This is a genomic window from Novosphingobium sp. (assembly GCF_037133355.1).
Lineage (GTDB): Bacteria > Pseudomonadota > Alphaproteobacteria > Sphingomonadales > Sphingomonadaceae > Novosphingobium.
Window position 1 is genome coordinate 90,140 of sequence record NZ_JBAXOI010000002.1, and the last position, 24,300, is coordinate 114,439.

The following is a 24,300-nucleotide window of genomic DNA, read 5'->3' on the forward strand; positions in this document are numbered from 1 at the left end:
CACTCCATGGCGAGGCCGCCCGGCGCAGGAGGTTCCGCACCTCGACCACGCGGTGGTAAGCCCGCCGCGCGAGGCAACCGGACCATCGCAAAGGAAAGACCTGCCGCCACGGCCGGTGCTGCCGATCGTTGCGATCGGCGCGTCGGCCGGCGGTCTGGAGGCAACATCGCGCCTGTTCGACGTGCTGCCGGCAATAACCGGCTGCGCGTTCATCGTCGTCCAGCATCTCGATCCGCACCACGAAAGCCTCATGGTCGCGCTGCTCGCCGAACATACCGCGATGCCGGTGGTCGAGGCGGCGCATGGCTGTCCGCTGGCGGCGGATCATGTCTATGTCATTCCCCCTGGCCGCTACCTTTCGGTGCGAGCCGGCACTTTGCGGCTCTCTGCGCCCGAGGCGGGGCACGGCGCGCGACTGCCGTTTGACTGGCTGCTCCGCTCGCTCGCTTCCTCGTGCGGGCGGCAAAGCGCGGCGGTGATCCTTTCGGGAACCGGCGGCGATGGCAGCCACGGAATTGCGGCGCTGCATGCGGCTGGCGGCCTCATCCTTGCCCAGTCAACCGCCGAGGCCGAGCATCCTGGCATGCCGCAGGCCGCACTCGATACCGCGCTGGTAGATGCGGCGCTGACGCTTGCCGCCATGCCCTCCGCCATCACCGACTTTGCCGCGCGGGTCACTCGCCCGGGCTTTGTGCCGGGCCCCGGCCCAGCCGCCCTGCTGGACACGGCCGGCGGCCTCGCCGCGATCCTTGCCGCGCTCCGGCACACCTCGGGCCAGGATTTCAGCCACTACAAGCCGGGCACGATCACCCGGCGGATCGCTAGGCGCATGGCGCTGCTGGCCATGACCGCGGGCGACATGGCCGCCTATGCCGAGCGGCTGCGCGGCGATCCGGCCGAATGCGCGCTGCTGGCAAGCGACCTCCTCATCAATGTCACCAGTTTCTTCCGCGATCCCAAAGTCTTCGAAAATCTCGAAGACACGATCCTGCCCGGGCTTGTCGAACGGTTGAGCGCGGGGCAGGCCCTGCGCATCTGGGTTGCGGGGTGCAGCACCGGCGAGGAAGCCTATTCGATCGCGATGATCTGCCACGATGCGCTGGCAGGCGTGCGGCGCGATATCAAGCTGCAGATTTTCGCCTCGGACCTCGATCCCGATGCCATCGCCGCCGCGCGCGACGGGCTCTATTCGCACGATGTCGCCGCCACCGTCCCGCCGGAACGGCTGGCGCGCTATTTCATCGAAGAGGAAACCGGCTACCGCGTGGTGCCCGCGCTGCGCAGCCATGTGGTGTTTTCGGTGCAGGATGTGCTCACCGACCCGCCGTTTTCGCGGCTCGATCTGATCTCCTGCCGCAACCTGCTGATCTATCTCGACAGCGCCGCGCAGGCCCGGGTGATTGCGCTGTTCCATTTCGCGCTCAGGGAAGGCGGCATTCTCCTGCTCGGCACGGCGGAGACCATCGGCAAGCCCGACGGCCGGTTCGAGCCCTTGGCGGGCGCCGAGTGCTGCTATCGCCATGTCGCCAGGACCCGGCCGGGCGAGGCCGGCTTTCCCTTCAGCTTTGACGGGAAGCTGCCCCTTCTCAACGCGGCGAGGCGCGAAGCTCCCACGGTGCGGCGCAGTCTGGCCGAGACCTGCGAACGCGCGGTGCTGGCCGGCCATGCGCCCGCCGCAGTGCTGATCAACCGACAGCACGAATGCCTGTTCTCGATGGGGCCGACGCATCGTTTTCTGAGGATCACGCCCGGCTATCCCACGCAAGACCTGCTCGCAATGGCGTCGCCGTCGCTACGCACACGGCTTCGTCTGGCGATCAACCGGGTCAGCCCTGCTACGCAGAAAGTCGACGGCGGCCTTGCCCGGCTGACCATCGACGGGGTCGTGGTTCATTTCCGCATCACCGCCGAACGCCTGGTCGAGGCGGGGGAGGAGCTTGTTCTGGTGTGCTTTGCAGAACAGCCGCCGGGTAGCGCGGATGCCCCGGCCGGGCTTGCGCCGGAACAGATTGACCGGCTGGCGGAACTGGAGCGGGAGCTTGAAGAAGCGCAGGCCGAGCTGCAAGCCTCGATCCACGACCGCGACATCGCCAATCAGGAGCAGAAGGCGATCAATGAGGAAGCCTTGTCGGTCAACGAGGAGTTTCAGTCGACCAACGAGGAACTGCTCACCTCGAAGGAAGAGCTGCAGTCGCTCAACGAGGAACTGACCGCGCTCAACGGCCAGTTGCAGGAAACGCTCGACCGTCAGCGGCTTGCCTCGGACGATCTCCAGAACGTGCTGTTCAGCACCAATGTCGGCACGATGTTTCTCGATGCGGCGCTCAGGATCCGCTTCTTCACTCCGGCCATCAGCCCGCTCTACAATGTGATTGCGGGCGATATCGGGCGGCAGCTCGCCGATCTCAGGCCGATCGCCGACGATCCCGAACTGCTGGCGGATGCCCAGCGCGTGCTGGGCAACGAGGCGACGATCGAGCGCGAGGTCCGCGCACCCGGCGACACCTGGTTCGTCCGCCGCATCTTCCCCTACCGCGCGCACGACAGCCGGATCGAGGGGGTGGTGATCACCTTTGCCGACATCACGGATCGCAAGCGCACGACCTCGGCGCTGGAGGAAGCCAAGCTCGAAGCCGAGCGCGCCAATGCCGCCAAGTCCCGCTTCCTCGCCGCCGCCAGCCACGATCTGCGTCAGCCGCTGCAGGCGCTGGCGCTGCTAAAGGATTTTCTGGCGCCCAGCGTAACCGGCGTACGGGCAGCCGAACTCATGGCGCGCTTCGACAAGACGCTGGGCGCGCTTTCGGGCATGCTCGACGTGCTGCTCAACATCAGCCAGATCGAGGCTGGCGCGGTCAGGCCGGAACTGACGCAGTTCCCGGTGGCCGATGTGCTGGAGAAGCTGCACGGCGAATTTGTCGCGCTGGCGGAGGCGCGGGATCTTTCGCTACGGTTCATGCCTTGCGCGGCCTGGGTGGAAAGCGATCCGCGTCTGCTTGAGCAGATGATCCGTAACCTTCTCGGCAATGCGGTGAAATACACCCGGACCGGGCGCATCCTGCTCGGCTGCCGGCGCCGCGGCAATGATCTCAGGATCGAGGTGTGGGATACCGGCATCGGCATCGAGACGGCCCAGCTCGAGCGAATCTTCGAGGAATTCCACCAGGTCGACAATCCCGCGCGCGAAAGCGGGTTGGGGCTGGGGCTGGGGCTGTCGATCGTCCGGCGGCTCGGGCGGTTGCTGCACCACAAGGTCGATGTCAGCTCGGTGCCGGGGCAAGGCTCGATGTTCGCGATCACTGTGCCCTGCCGCAAGGGCGCAACGCATTTGCCGCCGGCGCCGACGCCCGATCCTGTGCCCGAACCCGAACCCGTGGCCCGCCCCTCGGTCATCATGGTGGTCGAGGATGATCCCGATCTGCTCGATCTCGTGGCGCAATTGCTGCGAGAGAACGGCCATATGGTAAGCTGCGCGCCCGATGCGGCGGAAGCCCTGCGGCTTGTCACCGGGGGCGCGATCCGGCCGGACATCCTCCTCACCGACTACAATTTGCCGTCGGGCCAGAGCGGAGTGGATCTGCTCCTGGCCCTTCGCGCACGCTTGCAGCGGCCGCTGCCCGCGATCGTGCTGACCGGCGACATTTCCACCTCGGCGCTGGCGATGATTGCCGAGGCCGACTGCGTCCATCTCAGGAAGCCGGTCGTGCCCGCCGTCCTGCTGCGCGCACTCGATGCGCTCTGCCCGGCAGCGCCGGCGCCCGCCCCGGCCATGCCGCCGGGCCGCGCGCCGCAGGCGCCGCCGGTGATCTATGTGGTCGACGACGAGCCGCATGTCTGCGCCTCGATCCGCGATCTCCTCACCGCGCACGGCCGCGATGTCGAGGATTTCGGCAGCGCGGAAGAGTTCCTGGCGGTCTACCGCGCGGGGCGCCCGGGCTGCCTGCTGGTCGATGCGCATCTGCCCGGCCTCAGCGGTATCGGTCTGCTGGGCGAACTGCGGGCGCGCGGCGATCACTTCCCGGTCATCCTCATCACCGGCGATGGCGACATCGGCCTTGCGGTCTCGGCAATGCGGGCGGGCGCGTGCGATTTCATCACCAAGCCCGTGGGGCGCGACGCGCTCCTGGACAGCATCGACCGCGCCACCGAGCAATCGCACAACACCCACATCGCCGATGTCGCGCAGGCCGAGGCGGCGGTGTGCTACGCCGCGCTTACTGCACGGCAATTGGAAGTGATGGACATGGTTCTTGCCGGGCAGCCCAGCAAGAACATCGCGGCCGATCTGGGCATAAGCCAGCGCACGGTCGAAAACCACCGCGCCGAGATCATGCATCGGATGGGGGTGCGCTCGCTGCCCGAACTCGCGCGCAAGGTGCTGATGGTCGAAACCTGAACAGAAATGGGGCCGGCTTTCGCCGGCCCCATTGCCTTGGCCTCAATGGCACAAGGCGTTTCCCGCGATCAGATGCCCGAACCCGGACCGTAGCTGATTTCCACGCGGCGGTTCTGCACTTCGCGCACACCGTCAGCCGTGGGGACCCGCTGGTTGGTTTCGCCATAGGCCTGGCTGGAGATCGCCCCGGCTGAGACGCCATGGCCGGTCAGGTAGACCTGCACCGCAGAGTCGCGGCGCGATGACAGGCCGAGGTTGTAGCCTGGCGAACCCGAACTGTCGGTATGGCCGGCGAGCATGATGCCGACATTGGCGCAATTGCCATAGGCCTGGACCGCATTGTCGAGAACGCTGGCCGCCTCGGGCGAGATGTCCGACATGTCCCAATCGAAGAACACGATGAACGGGCCGCGGTTGCAGACCGGTGCAGGCGGCGGGGGCGGGGGCGGAGGAGGCGGCGGGGGCGGGGGCGGAGGAGGCGGCGGCGGGGGCGGCGGGGCAGCCTCGGGCTCAGGTTCCGGCGCGGCCGGACCACCGAAATTGAAGGTCAGCGTTGCCAGCAGGGCATGCGAGCGCAGGTGTGCCGACCGCGAAGTGCCATTATCGGCGATGAACTTATCCGCGCCGTCGGGACGGAAATAGCGGTACTTCACCCCCAGATCGACATTGCGGCCGATCGGCATGGTCAGGCCTGCCAGCGCCTGCCAGGCAAAGCCATGGGCGTGATCCTGCAGCCGCACTGCGCCTGCGAGGTCCTCGGTCAGACTGGTGGAGGCATAGCCCGCGCCGGCACCGACGTAGGCTTTGATCCCGCCCCAGTGACCAAGCCCGATCAGCGCATTGCCCATCGCGGCATAAGTGCTGGTCCGGCCCGAAAGGCCGTTGTCACTGGTGAAGGTGCCATTGGGCAGCGGGGTGCCGACCGGGCGCGACTGATCGCGCAACTGCGAGCGGGCATAGAAGCCTTCGGCCTCGAGGCGGAAATGACCGAAGTCATACCCCAGCGCGCCGCCCGCTTCCCAGCCGGTCTTGAAGCGGTCGGTGTGCTCATAGCCACCCGCGCTGAACACGTCCGAGTGCTCCTGCTTGAGCACGCCGCCTTCGAGCGTGATGTAGGGGCCGGCGTCACTCGCATGGGCACTTGCGCCCAGCGCGCTTGAAGCCAGCAACAGGCTGACGAGAATTTTCCTCATGAGATATCCGTTCTTTTGGTCAAGCCGCAGGATGCGGCCAGTTGGTAAGAGGGGTGGGAAACAGAAGGGAGGCAGGCTCCGTTGGGGCACGGGAGGCCCCTCGCCGGGGCTACCGCGCGTCAAGGTGCCACTGGGAAAGGCAAGCCGACGGTTGCACGCAACCGCCGGCTCGAAGTCAGATGCCGCAGGACACAGGTCCGTCGCAAAACCTGGCCGTGGCGATCGACCCTTCAAGGCGAAGGGAGGAGGGTTATCGCCGGCATCGCCGTTTCAGCTAGGCCGCTTGCCCGAACCGTCACAGCCTCGGAAACTACCCATGCCGGGCGCAAGGCTGCGGTGCGGAGCGGCAACCGCCCGCATCGGGGAAGAAAGCCGCGGGGGCTCCCGCTCAGCCGGGCACGCTTCTCGGCAACAGACGATTGACGCCCAGCGCCACGGCCACGCAGGCCACCAGCGTCACCAGCATCGCGTCGATGTAGTGAAACCAGACAGGCAGGAACGCTGGCGGCGCGAACGAGAGCCAGCCGTAGAACCCGACGCCGAACAGGATCGCGATGCTGGCGGCCTCGGCCTTCACACCCTTGAAAAGAAGGCCGACGATGAAGGCCGACAGGATCGGCATCGAGGTGAGCCCGTTCAGCTGCTGCAGCAGGTTGATGATGCTCTTCGCGTTCTCGAACAGCGGCACGAGCGCGACGCCGATCACCGCCATCGCCACCGTGGCGCGCAACGCGATCTTCCAGTGGTCGGTGATGGGCGCGATGAAGCGGTCGTGGAAGTCGAGAGAATACAGCGCCACCGCGCCGTTGAGGATCGCGGCGGTATGCGCGATCACAGCCGCCGCCATGAGCGCGGCAAACGAGCCGATAAGCCACGAGGGCAGGACATGCGCGACGATCCGCCCGTAGGCGGCATCGCCCAGCGGTCCGAACAGCTTGAAGGCCACCACCCCCGGCACCACCACGATCAGCGGAATGACAAGGATGCGCACCGCCGCCGCTGCCAGCACCCCGCGCTGCGCCTCGCGCACGGTGGGTGCGGTCATCGCTTTCTGGGTGATGTTCTGATTGGTCGACCAGTAGAAGATCTGGATGAACACCATCCCGGTAAACAGCGTGTGGAACGGGATCGGCGAGGTGTTCGAGCCGACCAGGGTCAGCCGTTCGGCCGGGATGCCGCTGAGGTCCCAGCCGATCGCGTTCATCGCCAGCACCACCACGAGCAGCGCGATGGCAAGCACCCCGATCCCGGCAAAGGTATCCATCACCGCCACCGCGCGCAGGCCGCCAAGAATCGTGTAGAGCGCGGCAATCGCCGCCATCGGTGCGGCAAAGACCAGCAGCGACCCTTGCCAGCCAAGCATGGTCGCGAGGAACAGGCTGCCTGAATAGAGCGCTGCGGGAATGTAGATCAGCACCGAGCCGACAAGGAAGATCGCCGCCACCAGCACACGCACGCTGCCGCCCTGGTAGCGCCGGTCGAGCAGTTCGGTGACAGTGGTGCAGCCGTGCCGATAGTAGACCGGCACGAACACGCCCGCGAGGATCAGCAGCCCGACAAAGCCCGCCAGTTCCCACCACGCCAGCAGCAGCATCTGGTTGCCGTTGTTGCCGACGAGCTGCTCGGTCGAAAGATTGGTGAGTGTGATCGAGCCCGCGACATAGAGCCACGAAAGCCCGCCGCCCGCCAGAAACACATCGCGCCCTGAGCCGTCATGCGCCGCATGCGCACTCTTCACCTTGGCCCACGTGGCATAGCCGATCAGTGCGCTGATCAGCAGCGCCACACAAAGCTGGACGATCAACCGGTCTCTCCCTTAGCCTCTGCCGGGCCATGACCCATCCATATCGCAATCAGCCGAGGTGCAAACCATGAAACTCGGTGTCTGCTATTATCCCGAGCACTGGCCCGAGGCTTGCTGGCCCGATGATGCCCGGCGCATGGCCGGCATGGGCATCTCGCATGTCCGCATCGGCGAGTTCGCGTGGAGCCGGATCGAGCCTGATCCCGGCCGCTTCGCCTGGGACTGGCTCGACCGCGCAGTAGCTGTGCTGGCCGAGGCCGGGCTGAAGATCGTGATGGGCACGCCCACCGCCACCCCGCCCAAGTGGCTGGTGGACCGGATGCCCGACATGCTGGCACGCGATGCCATGGACCGCCCGCGGCGGTTCGGTTCGCGGCGGCACTACTGCTTCAGCCACGAAGGCTACGCGCGCGAATGCGACCGCATCGTGGCGGCAATCGCCGAGCGCTATGGCACGCATCCTGCCGTCACCGCATGGCAAACCGACAACGAATACGGCTGCCATGATACCGCGATCAGCTGGTCCCCCGCCGCGCTCGCCGCCTTTAGCCGCTGGCTCGCTGCGAAGTATGGCAAGGTAGAGGCGCTCAATACGGCCTGGGGCAATGTGTTCTGGTCGATGGAATACCGCAGTTTCGACGAGATCGACCTGCCGAACCTCACCGTGACCGTGCCCAATCCGGCGCACGAGCTCGATTTCCGGCGTTTCTCGTCCGATCAGGTGGTCGCCTTCAATCGCCGGCAGGTGGACATCCTGCGCCGCCTTTCACCGGGCCGCGACGTGGTCCACAATTTCATGGGCTTCTTCACCCAGTTCGATCACCACGCGGTGGGCGCCGATCTCGATGTCGCGAGCTGGGATTCCTACCCGCTCGGCTTTCTCGAACAGTTCTGGTTCAGCTCCGAGGACAAGCGCGCCTATGCGAGGGCGGGACACCCCGACATCGCCGCCTTCCACCACGATCTCTATCGCGGCTGCCAGCGCGAGGGCCGCTGGTGGGTGATGGAGCAGCAGCCGGGGCCGGTGAACTGGGCGCGCTACAATCCGGCGCCGCTGCCCGGCATGGTCCGCCTGTGGACCCTGGAAGCCATGGCCCACGGTGCCGAACTCGTGAGCTATTTCCGCTGGCGGCAGGTACCTTTCGCACAGGAACAGATGCACGCCGGCCTCCTGCGCCCTGACAGCACCGAGGCGGAGGGCGCAGACGAAGTGCGGCAAGCGGCGCGAGAGATCGCAGCGTTGCCGCCGCCGGGCGAGCCGCCGCGCCGCACTGCGCTGGTGTTCGACTATGCCAGCGACTGGGTCACCGGGATCATGCCGCAAGGGCAAGGCTTTTCGGCGCTGCGCATCGCGTTCGAATACTATTCTGCGATGCGCGGCATGGGGCTCGATATCGACATCGTCTCGCCCCGCGCCGCGCTGGATGGCTATGCGCTGATCGTCATTCCCTGCCAGCCGATCATCGACGCCGCGCTGGTCGAGCAGCTCGCGGCCAGCGAGGCGCATATCGTGATCGGCGCCGGCTCAGGAGGCAAGACCGCCGATTTTGCGATCCCCGGCGATCTCGCTCCTGGTCCGCTGCAACAGCTTTTGCCGCTGCGGGTCACCCGGGTCGAGACCTTGCGCGGCCAGCCGTGCGAATGGATCGAAACAGTCGAGACCGCCATTCCCGAAGTCTGCCCCGGCGGCTATGCCCATGGCCGCCTGCGCTATCTTGCGCGCTATCCTGCACCGCGTGAGCGCGAGGCGCTGCTGCGCGAGGCGGCGACGGCTGCGGGCCTTGATCCGCTTGCCCTGCCCGAAGGACTGCGGGTGCGCCGTAGCGGGAACCTCGTCTTCGTATTCAACCATGCCGCGCATGAGCAGGCCCTGCCAGAAGGCCTCCTTGGACGGCAGCTGATCGGCGGCACGGTGCTCGCGGCGGCGGGCGTCGCCACCGGGACTCGGCCCTGACCGGACAATCCAGCCTGCGCATGCATGGACTGCTAGCTGGCGCAAGCACGACATCGCTCCGCTTTGGCGTGTATTTTCCGGCGGATTCTGCATGCGGGAAGGCTGGACGCGGCTCCCGCGTCAAGCTAACCGACCCGTCCAACCGTTGGAGACCGAAGATCATGAATACTGCTGAACTCGCCGAAGCCGTTGCCGCCAGCGCGGGCCTGACCAAGGCCGATGCCAAGAAGCTGGTCGACACCGTGTTCGCGGCGATCGCCGATGCGGCTGCCAAGGGCGAGGAAGTCTCGCTGAGCGCCTTCGGGAAGTTCAAGGTCAAGGAAAGCCCGGCCCGCGAAGGCCGCAACCCCTCGACCGGCGCGACCATCCAGATCGCCGCTTCGCGCAAGCTGACCTTTGCCGCTGCGAAGTCGGTCAAGGACAAGCTGAACGGCTGAGCCTTGCAGGCAATTTGAGGCGCGGCGCGCGGGAAGCAGCCCTTCCCGCGCGCCGCTCTCGTTTTGGGGACCCGAAAAGCCGATGGATTTCGATGACCAGATGCGCCGCTATTTCGGCACGGCCGACCTCGCCTCGCTGACGCCGGCGCAGCTGGCCGGCGGGCAGGAGCGGCTTGCCGTCGAATTCGGGCTCGAAACCGATCCCGGCCGGCGCTTTGCCATGTGGGCGCTGATGTATATCATGGGCTGCGCGCCCGATCTCGACGTTGCGTTCAAGGACGCGGCAGAGCAAAACGCCGCGCGCGATTTCATGGACCTCTTTGGCGGCCAGAGCGAGGCTCCCCAATAAGCAGAGGTGCGCCCGCGGCCGGGTCCGTGCTCTGCTGCGCGTTACCCTCTGGAAGGATCCCCGGCATGAGCGAACTCATCCTTGTCGACGTGAGCGAAGGCGTGGCGACTGCCACGCTCAACCGGCCCGAGGCGATGAACGCGCTGTCCAAGGCCCTGCGCGCCCGCCTTGCCGAAGTGATGACCGCACTTGATGCCGACGATGCCGTTCGTGCCGTGGTGCTGACGGGCGCGGGCACGCGCGCCTTCACCGCAGGGCTCGATCTCAAGGAACTGGGGGCAGAAGCCGGAGCATTGGGCGCCGCCAATGCGGAAGGGGCGTCGGAGAATCCGGTCAAGGCGATCGAGCTCTGCTCTAAGCCCGTCATCGGCGCGATCAACGGCGTGGCGATCACCGGCGGCTTCGAAGTCGCGCTCGCTTGCGATGTCCTCATCGCCTCCACCAATGCGCGCTTTGCCGATACGCACGCCCGCGTCGGCGTCTATCCCGGCTGGGGCCTCTCGCAGAAACTCCCACGCCTGATCGGGATCAGCCGCGCCAAGGAGCTGTCATTCACCGGCAACTTCCTCGATGCCGCCACAGCCGAGCGCTGGGGCCTCGTCAACCGGGTGGTGGCGCCCGAAGAGTTGCTGCCTGCAGCACAGCAACTTGCCCGCGACATGGCATCGATCGAACCCACATTCCTGCGCAATTACAAAGCGTTGATCGACGATGGCTATGCCCTGCCGTTCGGCGAGGGCATGGCGCTTGAGGCACAGCGCTCCTCCGCCGCCAATTCGGCGGTCAAGCCGGAAGAGGTCGAGGCCCGCCGCCTCGCCGTCCAGGCGCGCGGCCGCAGCCAGTAGAGCCGATCTCAGGCCCCCATCAGCCCGCGCATCTGCGGTCTTGACTCGGAAGTTAGCGATCGCTAACAAAACGGCATGTCTGAAGCTGTCCGTGGAAAGGCCAAGGAGGCCATCCTCTCCCAAGCGCTGCGCCTGTTCGCCTCGCGCGGGGTGGAGGCGGTCAGCGTTCGCGACATTGCCGCATCGACCGGATACTCCAACCCGGCGCTCTTTCGCCATTTCGCCAGCAAGGAAGCCCTGGCGGAGGCCTTGTTCGAACAATGCTACGCCAGTCTGGTCGAAGCGTTCGAAGGCGCAGGCGACTTGCCGTTTCGTGACTGGTTGGAAGCGGCCTTGTGTGAAATCGCACGTTCACCGGAAGGCGTGCTGTTCGTTCTCGACAATCTCAAGCGCTATTGGGGCACATTGCCCGCCAACCTCAAGCAGCGAGCCTTGCCGGTGCTCGCCGCCGCGCTGGTCGAGCGCGAGAAAGCGCGCGGCACTTTCAGGGCAGACGTGGAACCTGCGCTGATCAGCACCATTGTCTTCGGCACGCTCGGCCAGATCGCGCGCTCGGCGCACTTTTATGAATCGAACCTCGATCCGCCTGCCCTCGCAGCGCGCCTCGCCGCGCTGTTGATGGAGGGGCTGTCGCCTCACTGAAGCCAATCACTTTAGAACCTGGAGATTTTGCGATGAACAATCGAACGCTATCACTTTGCCTGGCGCTGGCTGCCCTCGCCAGTGCGCCTGCCGTTGCCGCCCCCCAGGCCCCGCAGGGCCAATGGATCTGGGATGACGGCCGGGTCGGCGTGGAATTCCATCCCTGCGGCGCCGCGCTTTGCGGCCGGATCGTGTGGCTCAAGGCCGAAAGCCAGCCGGGTGCGGCCCCGGTGCTGGATAGCAAGAACCCCAGCGAGGCGCTTCGCCGCCGCCGGGTCTGCGGGATCGACTACATCACCGGCGTCACGCTGGGCGCGTCGGGCAAGTGGAAAGGCGGCCGGGTCTATGATTTCAACTCGGGCGGCACCTATGACCTCGACATCGATGTGATCGAACCGGCCCGCGTCACCATGCGCGGGTACAAGGGCTTTCGGTTGCTGGGCGCGACGCTCAAGCTGATCCGCCCACCCCGCGACTTGCCGCGCTGCGCACCGGCTTCGGCAAGCTGAGCCGGTGTCCATGGCCCATCTGATTGGCGGGATGATCAACATCGCGCTGTTCACCCTTCCGGTGCCCCTGCTGGCCTGGCTCGACCGGCCCAAGGCGCCGGCCGAGCCTCTCGCCGGACAAGTCGGGAGCTGACGACAATGTACGCCGGTCATTTTGCCACCGCACTGGCCTTGAAGGCCGCCCGTCCAAGCGTGCCGACGTGGACAGTGCTGCTCGGGTCAGGACTGCTCGACGTGGCGTTCGGCGCGCTGGTCATCGCCGGCGTGGAAGGCGGAGCGCCGGACTATGCCCAGTCCCACCGCCTGCTCATTCCATGGTCGCACTCGCTGCTCGGGGCGGTGGTACTGGCCGGGCTTTATGCCCTCGCGCTGCGCAAGCGCGCGCCCGGTGCGGGGCCAGTGCTGTTTGCGGCTGTGCTGTCGCACTGGCTGCTCGATCTTGCGGTTCATCCGGCTGACATGCAGCTTTGGCCGGGTGACGCCCGGGCTTACGGCTTTGTCCGCCTGTTCGGCCCGGTCTCAGGCTGGTTCGAAACCGCACTCGTCCTTGCAGCGCTCGGCTACTATGCTTGGCGCGCCCGTCACAGCGCGGCGTTTGGCCGTCACTGGGCGGGCGCCTGCACCGTCGTTGCCGCCTTGTGGATGCTCGGCCTCGCGGCGTAACCGCGAGGCCGCAGCATGCGCTGTCAGACCGCCACCGCCAGTTCGGTCGCCTGCAGAATCGCCCGCTTGGCATCGAGCTCTGCGGCCTCATAGGCCCCGCCGATCAGCTGCGGCGTGAGACCCCGCGCGACCAGCTCGTCATAGAGACCGCGCGCCGGTTCTTGCCCGGCACAGACGATTACCGTGTCCACCGCCAGCAGACGAGGCTCGCCTTCCACGCGGATGTGCAGGCCCGCATCGTCGATCCGGTCATATTCCACCCCGCCCAGCATCTGCACGCCGCGCCGCTGCAAGGTGATCCGGTGCGTCCAGCCTGTCGTGCGCCCCAGCCCCTTGCCCACCGCGCTCGTCTTGCGCTGAAGCAGCCAGACTTCGCGCCCGCTGGAGGCCACCTCGGGCACAACCCCGGTCACCCCGCCGCGCGGATGGTTCTTGAAGTCGATGCCCCATTCCTTGGCGAAGACATCGATATCGAGCGAGCCCGGCGTTCCGGCATGAGTGATCAGTTCCGCGACATCGAAGCCGATCCCGCCCGCACCCATGATCGCGACGGTCTGGCCCACCTCGGCCTTGCCGGTGATCACATCGACATAGCGCACCGCCTTGGGGTGATCGATGCCCTCGATCTCGGGCTTGCGCGGCGTGATCCCGGTCGCGATCACGATCTCGTCAAAGGCGCCTGCCGCCAGCATGTCGGCATTGACGCGGGTGGCGAGCTTCAATTCGATCCCGTTCACCTCGATCATCCGCCCGAAGTAGCGGATCGTCTCGTCGAACTCTTCCTTGCCCGGGATCTTGCGCGCGAGGTTGAACTGCCCGCCGATTTCGTCCGCCGCGTCGAACAGCGTGACCTTGTGCCCGCGCCCGGAAGCAATGGTGGCATAGGCAAGCCCCGCCGGCCCCGCACCGACCACTGCGATGCGCCGCGCTGTAGCCGCCGGCTCCACCGTGATCTCCGTCTCGCGGCAGGCGCGGGCGTTGACGAGGCAGCTGGTCAGCTGACCGGTGAAGGTATGATCGAGGCAGGCCTGGTTGCAGGCGATGCAGGTGTTGATCTCGTCCTCGCGGCCTTCCCATGCTTTCTTGACGAGATCCGCATCGGCCAGCATCGGCCGCGCCATCGAAATGAGGTCGGCATCCCCGCGCGCGAGCACTTCCTCGGCGACATGCGGCATGTTGATCCGGTTGCTGGTGATGAGCGGGATCGAAACCGCCTCGCGCAGCTTGCCCGTCACCCCGGCAAAGGCCGCGCGCGGCACCATGGTCGCGATTGTCGGCACCTGGCTTTCGTGCCAGCAGAAGTGCGTGCTGATCACGTCCGCGCCATTGGCTTCAAGCGCCTTGGCGAGGCTGGTCACTTCCTCCCAGGCGAGCCCGCCTTCCAGCATGTCCATCGCGGAAATGCGGAAGATCAGCATCTTGTTCTCACCCAAGGCAGCCCGCGCGCGCTTCACCACCTCGACGGCAAAGCGCATGCGGTTTTCCCACGAGCCGCCCCAGCGGTCGGTGCGCTGGTTGGTCTTCTCGACCAGGAACGTCGAAATCAGATAGCCCGCCGAGCCGATGATCTCGACCCCGTCATAGCCCGCCTCCGCCGCCAGCGCGGCGCAATTGGCAAAGGCGGCGATCTGTTCCTCGATCCCCGCCTCGTCGAGCTCGACCGGAGCTGACCGGGCAAGGCGTGAGCGCACCGGCGAAGGCCCCACCGGCTCGCGCACATTGGCGATCGAGCCCGAATGGAGGATCTGCATGCAGATCTTGACCTCGGGATCGGCAGCATGGACCGCATCGGTCACCGCGCGGTGCATCGGAACTTCGCTCGGCTCGCTCAGCTTCGCGCCGCGCCCGCCGCTCTCGTGCGGAGTGATGCCGCCAGTGATGATCATGCCGACGCCGCCCTTGACGCGCTCGACGAAGTAGGCCGAAAGCCGCTCCGCAGCATTGGGCAGATCTTCCAGCCCAGAATGCATCGAGCCCATGATGATGCGGTTCTTGAGCTGGTGACCGCGAATCGTCAGCGGCGAGAACATCAGTGGATACTTGGGATGCGTCATGGCGTGCGGTCCGTTCAGTCTGGATTGTATTTCGGGCGGCGCTTTTCGAGGAATGCGCGCATGCCCTCGGCGAAATTGGGGCTGGCGGCGGTCATCAGCTGGTTGCGGTTCTCGATCGCCATCGCGGCTTCCAGGCTCGGCGCATCGACCGCAAGGTTCAGCCCTTCCTTGGTCATGCGCAGCCCCATCGGCGAGGCCGCGAGCAAGTCGTCGACATATGGCTGCGCTGCGGTCTCAAGCTGGTCATCTGGCACCACCTCGCTCACCAGCCCCGTCGCCAGCGCGCGCGGTGCATGGATGAAGCGGCCCGTCAGCATCAGTTCCGAAGCCACCGAAGTGCCGACAAGGCGCGGCAGGAAATAACTCACCCCCATGTCGCACGACGACAGCCCGAGCTTGATGAAAGCCGCGTTCATCTTCGCGCTTTCGCCCGCGATGCGGATGTCCGCCGCCAGCGCAAAGGCAAAGCCCCCGCCGCAAGCCGCACCCTGCACCAGCGCGACAATCGGCTGCGGGCAACGCCGCATCTTCACGTAGACGTCAGCCAGATGTCCCTGAAAGCCGAAGCCCCCGCCAAACGGATCGGGCCGGTTCGCACTCTGCCGGTCCTTGATATCAAGCCCCGCGCAGAATGCCCGCCCCGCGCCGCGCATCACCACCACGCGCGTCTCGCGGTCATTATAGAGCGCGCCGAAGTAATGGCTAAGCTCGTCGACCATCTCTAGCGAGATCGCGTTGAGCATGTCGGGCCGGTTGAGCGTCAGCCAGTCCGCCGCGCCGCGCTTCTCTACCGTGATCGTGCGATAGGTCATGCCGTCCCGCTCCCCAATCGCGCTTCTGCGAGCGCACCCCCTGTTTCTGTCACGCCGCGCCGCGCCGCAAACCTGCCCATATTGACAGCGCGCGCCTTCATGCCGCGATCCCTCCGATCAGCATGTCCGCGACCCGCGCTGCATAGGCCGTGATCGCCGCCTCGCTCATCGCCTCGCCGGGTGCGATCCGCCCGGCATGTGTCTCCATCGCCGAGAGCAGCATGTCCGAAGCGAGCGCCGTGCTCACGCCTTCGCGCAGCTGCCCCCGCGTCCGGGCTCGGCGCAGGATAGCAATGGCCTGCGCGGTCAGCGCGCCCAGCACGGGGCCGATCCTTTCGGCAAGCTCCGGATACCCCGCCAGATCGCGCCGCAGGTGCCGCGCGACGCCGCCGCCTGTCTCGAGATAGCGCGCAAGAACAAGCGCGCCGAAGGCGGTCAGATCGGCGCGCAAATCCCCGGTGTCGATCTTTGCCAATCCCTGCCAGCGCTGCTCGATCATCGCCGAAAGCAGGTCTTCCCCACTCGTCCAGCGCGCATAGAGCGTGGACTTGCCGATCCCTGCCGCCCGCGCCACCGCATCGAGGCTGAAGCCCGCCCACCCCCCGGCGCCATAGACCTGCGCCGCCGCCGCGAGGATGCGCGCCTCGAACTCCGGATTGCGCGGCCGCCCGCGCGCTCGCGGAAGTTCTGAATCGATCGCAGGGCGTTGCATGCCCCTTGTCTATCCTTTATGGACGGTGTTCGTCCAATAATAATATGGGGTGCCGGGAGTGCAGCAAGAGGCCGTCGATCGCCCGCTTTCCGGCCTTGTGGTCATTGACCTCGTCGCCAGCCCGCTCGCTGGAATCGGGCGAATCCTGCGGGAACTCGGCGCGGAAGTGATCCGCCTCGAAGTCGAAGGGCGCGGCGCCTGCCCGGCTCATGATCCCCGGGGCGAACTCTCGTACTGGACCGCCAATCTCGGCAAGCGGATCGAGCGCGCCGACCGCGCTGCGCTCCTCGATCACCTCGCCCGTGCCGATCTCGTCCTCGAAGACCTCTCCGCCGATCCCGCCCCGCAATTCAGCCTCGACTGGGACGCACTGCGCGCCGCCAACCCCGCGCTCGTCCATATGACGGCCACGGGCTTCGGCCTTGGCAACGCGTTCTCGCACTGGCAGTGGACCGACGGCGTCCTTCACGCGCTCACCACCGAACTCTCGCGCTCGGGCATCAAGGGCCGCAGCCCCCTGCTCCCGCCGGGCGAGATCGCGCTGCAATGCGCCGTGGCGCAAGGCGCCTTCGTCGCCATGGCGGCGCTCACCCAGGCGCTCGGCAGCGGCACCGGCGGCCACGTCGACTATGCCGCGCTTGATGGCGCGATGCAGGCGCTCGATCCCGCCTTCGGCATTTCCGGCAGCGCCACCCATGGCCGCCCGATCAGCCAGCTGCCCCCCGGCCGCCCGCCCAAGGGCGTGCAGTATCCGATCATCCCGGTGGCCGATGGCTATGTCCGCCTCTGTGTCCTCGCCCCGCGCCAGTGGCAGGGCATGCACGCGATGATGGGCGCACCCGCCGAATTCGCCGGCCCCGAATTCCGCGACGTGATGGTCCGCTTCAAGAGCAAGGAACTGCTCGCCGCGATGAGCGCCTTCCTGGCAGACAAGACCCGCGCCGAGATCGAGGCGCTCGGGCAGCAGCACGGCGTCCCCCTCGCCGGGCTAAACACCCTCGCCGATTGCCTCGCCGCCGACCACATCCGTGCGCGCGGCACCTTTGCCGAAGCAGAGCTTCCCGGCGGCCGCCGCGTGCCCTTCCCCGATGGCATGATGGTAATCGATGGCAGGCGAATGGGCCCCATACACGCCAGCGCCTCCGTCGCTCGTCCCGAAGCGCCTGCCAAGGCCATGCCCAGACTCCCGCTCGAAGGCCTCAAGGTGCTCGATCTCGGAGTAATCGTCGTCGGCGCGGAGACCGGGCGCCTGCTCGCTGATCTCGGCGCCGATGTGGTGAAGATCGAATCGGCCGCCTTCCCCGATGGCTCGCGCCAGACCTTGCTCAAGATCGGCCTGTCCAGCAGCATCGGCGCGGGCCACCGCAACAAGCGCAGCCTCGGGCTCAACCTGAAGGCCGAGGACGGCAAGGCGCTGTTGCGCCGCATGGTGGCCGAAGCGGATGTCATGCTCTCCAACTTCAAGCCCGGCACGCTGGAATCGCTCGGCCTCGGCTACGAAGATCTGGCCAGGATCAACCCCCGCCTTATCGCGGTCGAATCGAGCGCGTTTGGCCGCACCGGCCCATGGTCGAAGCGTATGGGTTATGGCCCGCTGGTCCGCGCCGCCGCCGGGCTCACCGCCAAGTGGCGCTACCCGGACGATCCGGAAAGCTTCTCGGATTCGGTCACGATCTACCCCGATCACGTCTGCGGCCGCATCGGCGCAAGCGCGGTCATGGCGCTCCTCGCCCGCCGGTCGCGCACCGGGCGCGGCGGCCATGTCGATGTTTCGCAGGCCGAAGTCATGCTCGCCCATCTTGCCACAGAGGTCGCCGGTACCGCGATTGGCCTCCCTGGCATCGAAGAGGCGCCCGATGCGCCTTGGGGGGTCTTTGCCGCCAAGGGCGAGGACGAATGGTGCGTCGTGACCGTGCGCGATGATGCCGATTGGCAGCGCCTCGCCGGGGTGATCGGCACCTCCGCCGCCCCTGCCCGCACCCGCGCCGAACGCCTCGCCAACAAGGCTGAAATCGAAGCCCACTTCGCCGCTTGGCTGGCCGAACAGGACGCCGAGGAAGCCGCGCAAACCCTGCAGGGCGCCGGCGTCCCCGCCGCCCGCATGCTCCGCGCCGCCGATCAGCCGGGCCACCCCTACTTCACCGCGCGCGGACTGTTTCGCAGCGAGCTGCACGATCTGCTCCCCGAACCCATGACCGCCGAACGCCGCCCCGCGATCTGGGACATGATCCCTGATGCCCCTGCGCATCCAGCCCCGCTCATGTGCCAGGATACCTACGCCGTCATGCACGACTGGCTCGGAATGGACGAAGCCACGTGCGCCTCGCTCGAAGCGGAAGGCGTTCTCGAAACCGTGCCGGAGAAGATCCGCGAGATGGTCGCCACCAAATCCTATCTGGAGACTGCCCGATGAACATGATGACCGATCCCGAACGCATCCCCGTCATCATCGGCGTCGGCCAGCTCAACGACCGGCCCGAAAGCCCCGAACTCGGCCTTGATCCGCCGGGACTGATGGCCGCCGCGCTGCGCCTTGCCGAAGCCGATGCGGGCGGGAACCTCCTCGCCGATCTCGATAGCCTCGCCATCGTCGACCAGATCAGCTTCCGCCACCTCGGCAACCTCTGCGACCGGGTCGCGGATGCCATCGGTGCGAGCCCCGCCGTCAACTATCAGTCCGAAGCCCCCCACGGCGACACGCCGATCCGCCTGCTCAACGAAGCCGCCAACCGCATCGGCGCGGGCGAGGTTAGGCTCGCCGCCGTCGTCGGCGCCGAAGCCTTGCGCACCGCCGCCGGCCTCGCCGCACTTGCCGCCAAGGGTGAGGACAAGAGCTACAATGCCGTGCGCGCCGCCTCGACCCGCCGAGATCCCACTTACGCGCAGCAGCATGGCCTTTCCGCCCCCGTCGATGTCTATCCGATCTACGAGAACGCCGGCCGCGCCGCCTACGGGCAGACCCTGGGCGAAGCACAGGCCGAAAGCGGCGCGATCTGGTCGGGCATGAGCCATGTCGCCGCCGCCAATGAAGGTGCGTGGATCAGGAAGGCTGTTTCGGCAGAGGATATCCTCACTCCGGGTCCGTCCAATCGGCCGCTCGCTTTCCCCTATACCAAGCTCACCGTTGCCAATTCATCGGTGAACCAGGGCGCAGGCTTCCTCGTTGCCAGCCTGGCCGAAGCGCGGCGGCGCGGCATTCCCGAGGAGCGACTGATCTACGTCGGCATGGGCGCGGCGGCCAAGGAAGACCCCAGCATCCTGCGCCGCGACCGCTATGACCGCTCCTCCAGCATGGACACCGCGATCCGCCGCACGCTCGAACTCAACCGCATGACCGGCGCGGATTTCGACCATGTCGAGCTCTACAGCTGCTTCCCCTGCGTCCCCAAGATGGCCCGCCGGGTGCTCGGCTGGCCGGTTGAGAAGCCCGCAACGGTGTTCGGCGGCCTGACGTTCGGCGGCGGTCCCATCGCCAACTACATGAGCCACGCGGTCGTCTCGATGGTGGAGCGCCTGCGCGGCGGCGATGGCAAGACCGGTTTCCTGTTCGCCAACGGCGGCTACGCCACCGACAACCACTGCATCGTGGTGTCGCGCGAACCCGTGGCTGCAGCCCACTTCCCGCAGGACTTCAACTATCAGGCCGAAGCCGATGCGGCACGCGGGCCGGTGCCCGAACTCGACAAGGACTATGTGGGGCCCGCGAAGGTCGAGAGCTACACCGTGTTCCACAACCGCGAGGGCGTGCCTTCCAGCGGTGTTGTCGTGGCGCGCACGCCGGAGGGCAAGCGCACTCTGTGCCACATCGACGTGGGCGATGCCGCGATGCTGGCGTTCTTCATGGACGGCGCGGCAGAACCAGTGGGCGCCGAAGGCGCGATCGCGTTGGCTGGCGAACGGCGGGTTTGGATGCGGTAAGACTGCCGCCTCCACCCGTTGCCCTCGCCCCAAACTTCGTCATTGCGAGCGAAGCGAAGCAATCCAGAGCGTGCCGCACAGCCGCTCTGGATTTGTTTCGTCGCTGCGCTCCTCGCAAAGACGAAGGGAGAGGCTCGCTCAAATTTACCAGTGGGGCGTCGCCACCGTGCGTTCTAGGGTCGCGCCACGACATCTGGGAGAGAGACATGAGCGGACGGTTCGCAGGCAAGGTGGCGCTGATCACCGGGGGCACTTCGGGCATCGGGGCGGGCACAGTGCGGCGCCTTGCCAGCGAGGGCGCGAAAGTCGTCTTCACCGGCTCCAAGGCCGAAGCCGCTGCTGCGCTCTGCGCCGAAACCGGCGCGCAGTTCGTCGCCCACCGGGTCGAGGAAGCGGCTGCCTGGGATGCGCTGATGGCCGGGATCAAGGCTGAGCATGGCCGGCTCGACATTGCCTTTGCCAACGCCGGGATCGAGACCGGCGACAGCAGCGTCGAGGATATCACCATGGAGGCCTGGGAGCGGATCATGGGGGTCAACCTCACCGGCGTGATGTTGACCATTCAGCACACGATCCGCGCAATGCGCGCCAATCCGGACGGGCCGGCGGGTTCGATCATCGTCAATTCGTCGATGAACGCATACCGGCCGATGGCCAACTACGTTGCCTATTCCACCAGCAAGGCTGCACTCATCGCGCTGATCAAGTCCTCCGCGCTGCACTGCGCCAACCAGAAGACGAAGATTCGCGTCAATTCGATCCACCCCGGCGTCGTCGAGACCGAGATGATCCGGAACGTCATCGAGCGTTCGCCCGACAGCGCCGCCGCCCGCGCGCAGTTCGAAGGCATGGCCCCCATTGGCCGAATGGCGCAAGTCGAGGAAGTCGCCGCCCTCGTCGCCTTCCTTGCCTCGGACGAGGCGGGCTTTATCTCGGGCTCTGAATACGGGATCGACGGCGCGAGCACGGCGGGGATGATGGGGGTGTAGCCCCTTCCCGCAACTTCGATCACCCAGCCGAACCTCGTCATCCCCGCGAAGGCGGGGATCAAGAGCAACTATGCGCTGCGCCCGCTCTGGATCCCCGCCTTCGCGGGGATGACGAATGGGTGGTTGGGGCTTGGGTGGGGTGGGCCCGCCCTCAGGCCGCCGCCCCGAGATACCCCAGCTGCCCCGCCTTGAACACGGCCTGGCTGCGGTTCACCGCGTTCAACTTCTCGCCCGCGCGCTGGATGTGATAGCGCACCGTCGCGTGGCTCAGCGCGAGGATCAGGCTGATTTCCTTGTCGGTCTTGCCGATTGCGGCCCAGCGCAGGCATTCGACCTCGCGCTTCGAAAGGCGGCAGTCGCTCGGGATCCACTGCTGCGTGCGCATCGTGCTGACATAGCTCGCCACGAAGCGGCGGGTCAGGGCACCGAGGAAATCGCCGTGTTCGGCAAACACGTTCGACAAGTCGTCGATAGTCTTGTCCGCCGGCACGAAGCTCGCTGCGGCGATCTGGCCGAACGAGAGGTGCGAGGGGATCACGATCATCGAGCGTGCCTTGCTGAACTTGTGGAACTCCGAAAAGTTCAGATCCTCAAGGTAGTTGTTGCGCGAGACGGTGAAGGCGCCGTGCGCATTGCACCAGAAGGGCTCGCTCTCGTAGCGGCTGGCGCGCGGGAAAGGCGAGGACAACGCCAGCGTGCCGTTCTCCCACCAGCGCTCGCCATCGGCAGTCCAGCCGAAAATGTCCGCGTTGATGATCTTGCCATCGGCATCGAGCATCTGCTCCTTCGACGAAATGTCGGGGCAGACCGCAATGCGCAGGTCCAGCTTGAGTGCAATGTCTCTGATGGCGATTGCGGCCGGCCGCACGTCTTCAACGGCCCGAATCGTCACCTGCTCGAAGGTGGAGTTCGCCCAGTCCATGCTGCATCCTCTGACCGCTGCCGGTTGCTCCGGCATACGGTTCGATTCGGATGCTAACCCAGAGAGTGCCGTAGCGGAAGCCCCATCCGAAACGGATTGCAGATGGGGCTTCCGGGCAACAGTATCAGCGGATCAAACTAAAGCCCCAGCACCTGCTTGGCGATGATCGTCTTCTGCACTTCGTCCGAACCGCCGAAGATCGTGTAGGCCCGTCCATTGAGGTACGAAGGCATCGAAAGCTGAGCCGCGCGGCTGCCGACAAACTCGGGCGCCTCGTTGCCATAGAGCGGGCGTGTGACCGGCAGTTGCAGACCGTCGTAGCCAAACAGGTCGACCGCAAGCTCGTCGATCGCCTGCCTGAGGTTCGAGCTCGTCAGCTTGACCAGCGAGGTCTGCGGTCCCGCCGGGCGGCCCTTGGCGAGTTCGGCAAGGATGCGCAGCTCGGTAACCTCAAAGGCCTGCGCTTCCAGCCGCAGCCGCGCTAGGCGCTGCGAGATGTTCGGATCGTGGATCATCGTGCCGTTGGTGCCGGAGGCTTCCTCCTTGGCCCAGCGCTCGATCCGGTCGAGCTTGGCGAGCAGCGCCGGTGCCGCGCACGATCCGCCACGCTCGTTCTCGAGCAGGAACTTGGCGATCGTCCAGCCCTGCCCTTCTTCGCCGATCAGGTTGTCGGCAGGGGTTTCGGCATTGTCGAAGAACGTTGCGTTGACTTCGTGGTCGTTCGCCATCGTCACGATGGGCGAGACGCTGACCCCCGGCTGCTCCATCGGAACGAGCAGGAAGCTGATGCCGCGCTGCTTCTGCACGGAGGGATCGGTGCGCACCAGCGCGAAGATCCAGTTGGCATGGTGGGCGTGGGTGGTCCAGATCTTGGAGCCGTTGACCACGTACTTGTCGCCGATGCGCTCGGCGCGCGTCTTCACCGCGGCAAGGTCAGACCCCGCGCCCGGTTCGGAATAGCCCTGGCACCAATAGTCCTCGCCCGAAATGATGCGCGGCAGGAAGCGGGCCTTCTGTTCAGGCGTGCCGAAGCGGCAGATCACCGGGCCGACGAGGCGCAGGCCCAGGATCGGCAGCGAAGGCGCGCCGGCAATCGCGCATTCCTTCTCGAAAATGTACTTCTGCGTCGGGCTGAAGCCCGGCCCGCCGTCCTCGACCGGCCATGATGTGGCGAGCCACCCCTTTTCAGCGAGGATCGTCTGCCATTCACGGGTGATATCCGGCTCGGTGAACACGCTCGGCGTATTCGCCGCGCCCTCGCGCAGGCGGGCGTTGAGCTTTTCATCGAGGAAAGCACGCACTTCCTTCTGGAAGGCGAGGTCCTCGGGGGAGAAATCCATATCCATCAGGCGATCTCACTCATGGCCCAGCGAATGCCGCGACGAAGGGTCTCGTAATAGACCGGATAGTTCCAGCTGCAACGTTCGGGATGTACCCAAAAGGGCATTAATTCAACGAGATCGTAATGGCTGCGGCAGTGGCCGAGCGTGTTGTAGAGCACTCCGCCCTTGCCGTGATCGCGCAAGTAAAGGATCGGCACGACGACGTTGTCGTAGTTCGCCTCGATGAAGCCCGTCGCCTCGCCATCGAAGCGCGTCTGCATCAGGACCTTGATCGGCGCCTTCTCCTTCATGATGTAGAGCTCGTCGATCACATCGAAGTCCTCAAGGCCCTGCGTGAGCGCATGGGTCTTGTCGACCACCTCGACGCGGAACGGCCCGATCGGCGGATGCGCCTTGAACTGGGTGCCGAGCACTTCCATCACGTCGTCGCGCTCTTCGGGGCAATCGACCCCGCCTTCGACGAACTTCAGGATCGAATTGGTGCCATGAAGCGCCAGCCAGCGCCCGCCGCGATCGAGGAATTCCTTGATCTTCACCGTCTCTTCCGGCGTCGGCAGCACGGTGCAGGTATAGGTCACGAGGAACTGGCACTGCTCCAGCCGCTCGGTGTTGGAGAAGTCCATCGCCACGGTGGTGCGGATCTCGGGATGCTCGGCTAGAAGCTTGAGCACCTCGAGCCGGGCAAAGTCGATATCGTGGTATTTGCCGGCAGCCACGAAATGGGCATCGATCCGCTTGGTCATTCCTTGCACTCCAATGGC

General features: G+C 66.3%; 20 protein-coding genes. 12 read left to right on the forward strand and 8 right to left on the reverse strand.

The window, feature by feature from the left end:
* The first annotated feature begins 115 nt into the window (after nucleotides 1-115).
* Nucleotides 116-4,393: a CheR family methyltransferase gene (locus tag WCL10_RS02670; protein WP_336894077.1), complete on the forward strand. Its 4,278-nt coding sequence runs from the start codon at nucleotides 116-118 to the stop codon at nucleotides 4,391-4,393.
* A gap of 68 nt (nucleotides 4,394-4,461) precedes the next feature.
* On the opposite strand, the gene WCL10_RS02675 is transcribed toward WCL10_RS02670, so the two are convergent.
* Together WCL10_RS02675 and WCL10_RS02680 are read right to left on the reverse strand one after the other, a co-directional pair.
* Nucleotides 4,462-5,586 (reverse strand): OmpA family protein, encoded by a 1,125-nt coding sequence (locus WCL10_RS02675; RefSeq protein ID WP_336894078.1) that lies wholly within the window; start codon nucleotides 5,584-5,586, stop codon nucleotides 4,462-4,464.
* 388 nt (nucleotides 5,587-5,974) lie between these two features.
* A complete protein-coding gene (locus tag WCL10_RS02680; protein ID WP_336894079.1) occupies nucleotides 5,975-7,390 on the reverse strand; it encodes an SLC5 family protein in 1,416 nt (471 codons plus the stop codon).
* Nucleotides 7,391-7,457: 67 nt separating this feature from the next.
* On the opposite strand from WCL10_RS02680, the gene WCL10_RS02685 reads away from it, so the two are divergent.
* The 8 genes from WCL10_RS02685 (at nucleotide 7,458) to WCL10_RS02720 (ending at nucleotide 12,789) form a co-directional block, all read left to right on the forward strand.
* Nucleotides 7,458-9,344, forward strand: coding sequence for a beta-galactosidase (locus WCL10_RS02685; RefSeq protein ID WP_336894080.1), 1,887 nt, complete (start codon nucleotides 7,458-7,460; stop codon nucleotides 9,342-9,344).
* A gap of 161 nt (nucleotides 9,345-9,505) precedes the next feature.
* Entirely contained in the window at nucleotides 9,506-9,781 is a 276-nt protein-coding gene (locus WCL10_RS02690) for an HU family DNA-binding protein (RefSeq protein ID WP_067905954.1), read from the forward strand.
* Between the two features lie 82 nt (nucleotides 9,782-9,863).
* Nucleotides 9,864-10,130, forward strand: coding sequence for a hypothetical protein (locus WCL10_RS02695; RefSeq protein ID WP_336894081.1), 267 nt, complete (start codon nucleotides 9,864-9,866; stop codon nucleotides 10,128-10,130).
* Between the two features lie 65 nt (nucleotides 10,131-10,195).
* Nucleotides 10,196-10,975: an enoyl-CoA hydratase gene (locus WCL10_RS02700; protein ID WP_336894082.1), complete on the forward strand. Its 780-nt coding sequence runs from the start codon at nucleotides 10,196-10,198 to the stop codon at nucleotides 10,973-10,975.
* Nucleotides 10,976-11,050: 75 nt separating this feature from the next.
* Nucleotides 11,051-11,617 (forward strand): helix-turn-helix domain-containing protein, encoded by a 567-nt coding sequence (locus WCL10_RS02705; RefSeq protein WP_336894083.1) that lies wholly within the window; start codon nucleotides 11,051-11,053, stop codon nucleotides 11,615-11,617.
* 32 nt (nucleotides 11,618-11,649) lie between these two features.
* Nucleotides 11,650-12,126 carry a DUF2147 domain-containing protein gene (locus WCL10_RS02710; protein ID WP_336894084.1) on the forward strand — a complete coding sequence of 159 codons (477 nt, stop codon included), beginning with the start codon at nucleotides 11,650-11,652 and terminating at the stop codon, nucleotides 12,124-12,126.
* A 10-nt stretch (nucleotides 12,127-12,136) separates the two neighbouring features.
* Nucleotides 12,137-12,259 carry a hypothetical protein gene (locus tag WCL10_RS02715; protein ID WP_336894085.1) on the forward strand — a complete coding sequence of 41 codons (123 nt, stop codon included), beginning with the start codon at nucleotides 12,137-12,139 and terminating at the stop codon, nucleotides 12,257-12,259.
* 5 nt (nucleotides 12,260-12,264) lie between these two features.
* Nucleotides 12,265-12,789, forward strand: coding sequence for a hypothetical protein (locus WCL10_RS02720; protein WP_336894086.1), 525 nt, complete (start codon nucleotides 12,265-12,267; stop codon nucleotides 12,787-12,789).
* A gap of 23 nt (nucleotides 12,790-12,812) precedes the next feature.
* On the opposite strand, the gene WCL10_RS02725 is transcribed toward WCL10_RS02720, so the two are convergent.
* The 3 genes from WCL10_RS02725 to WCL10_RS02735 form a co-directional block, all read right to left on the reverse strand.
* Nucleotides 12,813-14,843, reverse strand: a complete 2,031-nt coding sequence (locus WCL10_RS02725) for an NADPH-dependent 2,4-dienoyl-CoA reductase (protein WP_336894087.1) — start codon at nucleotides 14,841-14,843, stop codon at nucleotides 12,813-12,815.
* Nucleotides 14,844-14,857: 14 nt separating this feature from the next.
* On the reverse strand, nucleotides 14,858-15,655 hold the full coding sequence (locus WCL10_RS02730) for an enoyl-CoA hydratase/isomerase family protein (protein WP_336894088.1): 798 nt from the start codon (nucleotides 15,653-15,655) through the stop codon (nucleotides 14,858-14,860).
* Between the two features lie 97 nt (nucleotides 15,656-15,752).
* Entirely contained in the window at nucleotides 15,753-16,367 is a 615-nt protein-coding gene (locus WCL10_RS02735; protein WP_336894089.1) for a TetR/AcrR family transcriptional regulator, read from the reverse strand.
* A gap of 58 nt (nucleotides 16,368-16,425) precedes the next feature.
* Here WCL10_RS02735 and WCL10_RS02740 point away from each other — a divergent pair, with 58 nt between their 5' ends.
* The 3 genes from WCL10_RS02740 (at nucleotide 16,426) to WCL10_RS02750 (ending at nucleotide 21,274) form a co-directional block, all read left to right on the forward strand.
* Complete coding sequence (locus WCL10_RS02740; RefSeq protein ID WP_336894090.1) at nucleotides 16,426-18,780, forward strand: CoA transferase; 2,355 nt, start codon at nucleotides 16,426-16,428, stop codon at nucleotides 18,778-18,780.
* Complete coding sequence (locus WCL10_RS02745) at nucleotides 18,777-20,285, forward strand: acetyl-CoA acetyltransferase (protein WP_336894091.1); 1,509 nt, start codon at nucleotides 18,777-18,779, stop codon at nucleotides 20,283-20,285. Before WCL10_RS02740 ends, WCL10_RS02745 begins: the two co-directional genes overlap by 4 nt.
* 206 nt (nucleotides 20,286-20,491) lie before the next feature.
* Entirely contained in the window at nucleotides 20,492-21,274 is a 783-nt protein-coding gene (locus tag WCL10_RS02750; protein ID WP_336894092.1) for an SDR family oxidoreductase, read from the forward strand.
* A gap of 151 nt (nucleotides 21,275-21,425) precedes the next feature.
* Here the strand turns inward: WCL10_RS02750 and WCL10_RS02755 are convergent, their stop codons facing one another.
* The 3 genes from WCL10_RS02755 to WCL10_RS02765 all read right to left on the reverse strand — a co-directional run bounded on the left by WCL10_RS02755 (nucleotide 21,426) and on the right by WCL10_RS02765 (nucleotide 24,282).
* Nucleotides 21,426-22,196: a helix-turn-helix transcriptional regulator gene (locus tag WCL10_RS02755; protein WP_336894093.1), complete on the reverse strand. Its 771-nt coding sequence runs from the start codon at nucleotides 22,194-22,196 to the stop codon at nucleotides 21,426-21,428.
* 137 nt (nucleotides 22,197-22,333) lie between these two features.
* Nucleotides 22,334-23,542: an acyl-CoA dehydrogenase family protein gene (locus WCL10_RS02760; protein WP_336894094.1), complete on the reverse strand. Its 1,209-nt coding sequence runs from the start codon at nucleotides 23,540-23,542 to the stop codon at nucleotides 22,334-22,336.
* Nucleotides 23,542-24,282 carry a ThuA domain-containing protein gene (locus WCL10_RS02765; protein WP_336894095.1) on the reverse strand — a complete coding sequence of 247 codons (741 nt, stop codon included), beginning with the start codon at nucleotides 24,280-24,282 and terminating at the stop codon, nucleotides 23,542-23,544. The genes WCL10_RS02760 and WCL10_RS02765 overlap by 1 nt, the downstream gene beginning before the upstream one ends.
* Between the last annotated feature and the right edge of the window lie 18 nt (nucleotides 24,283-24,300).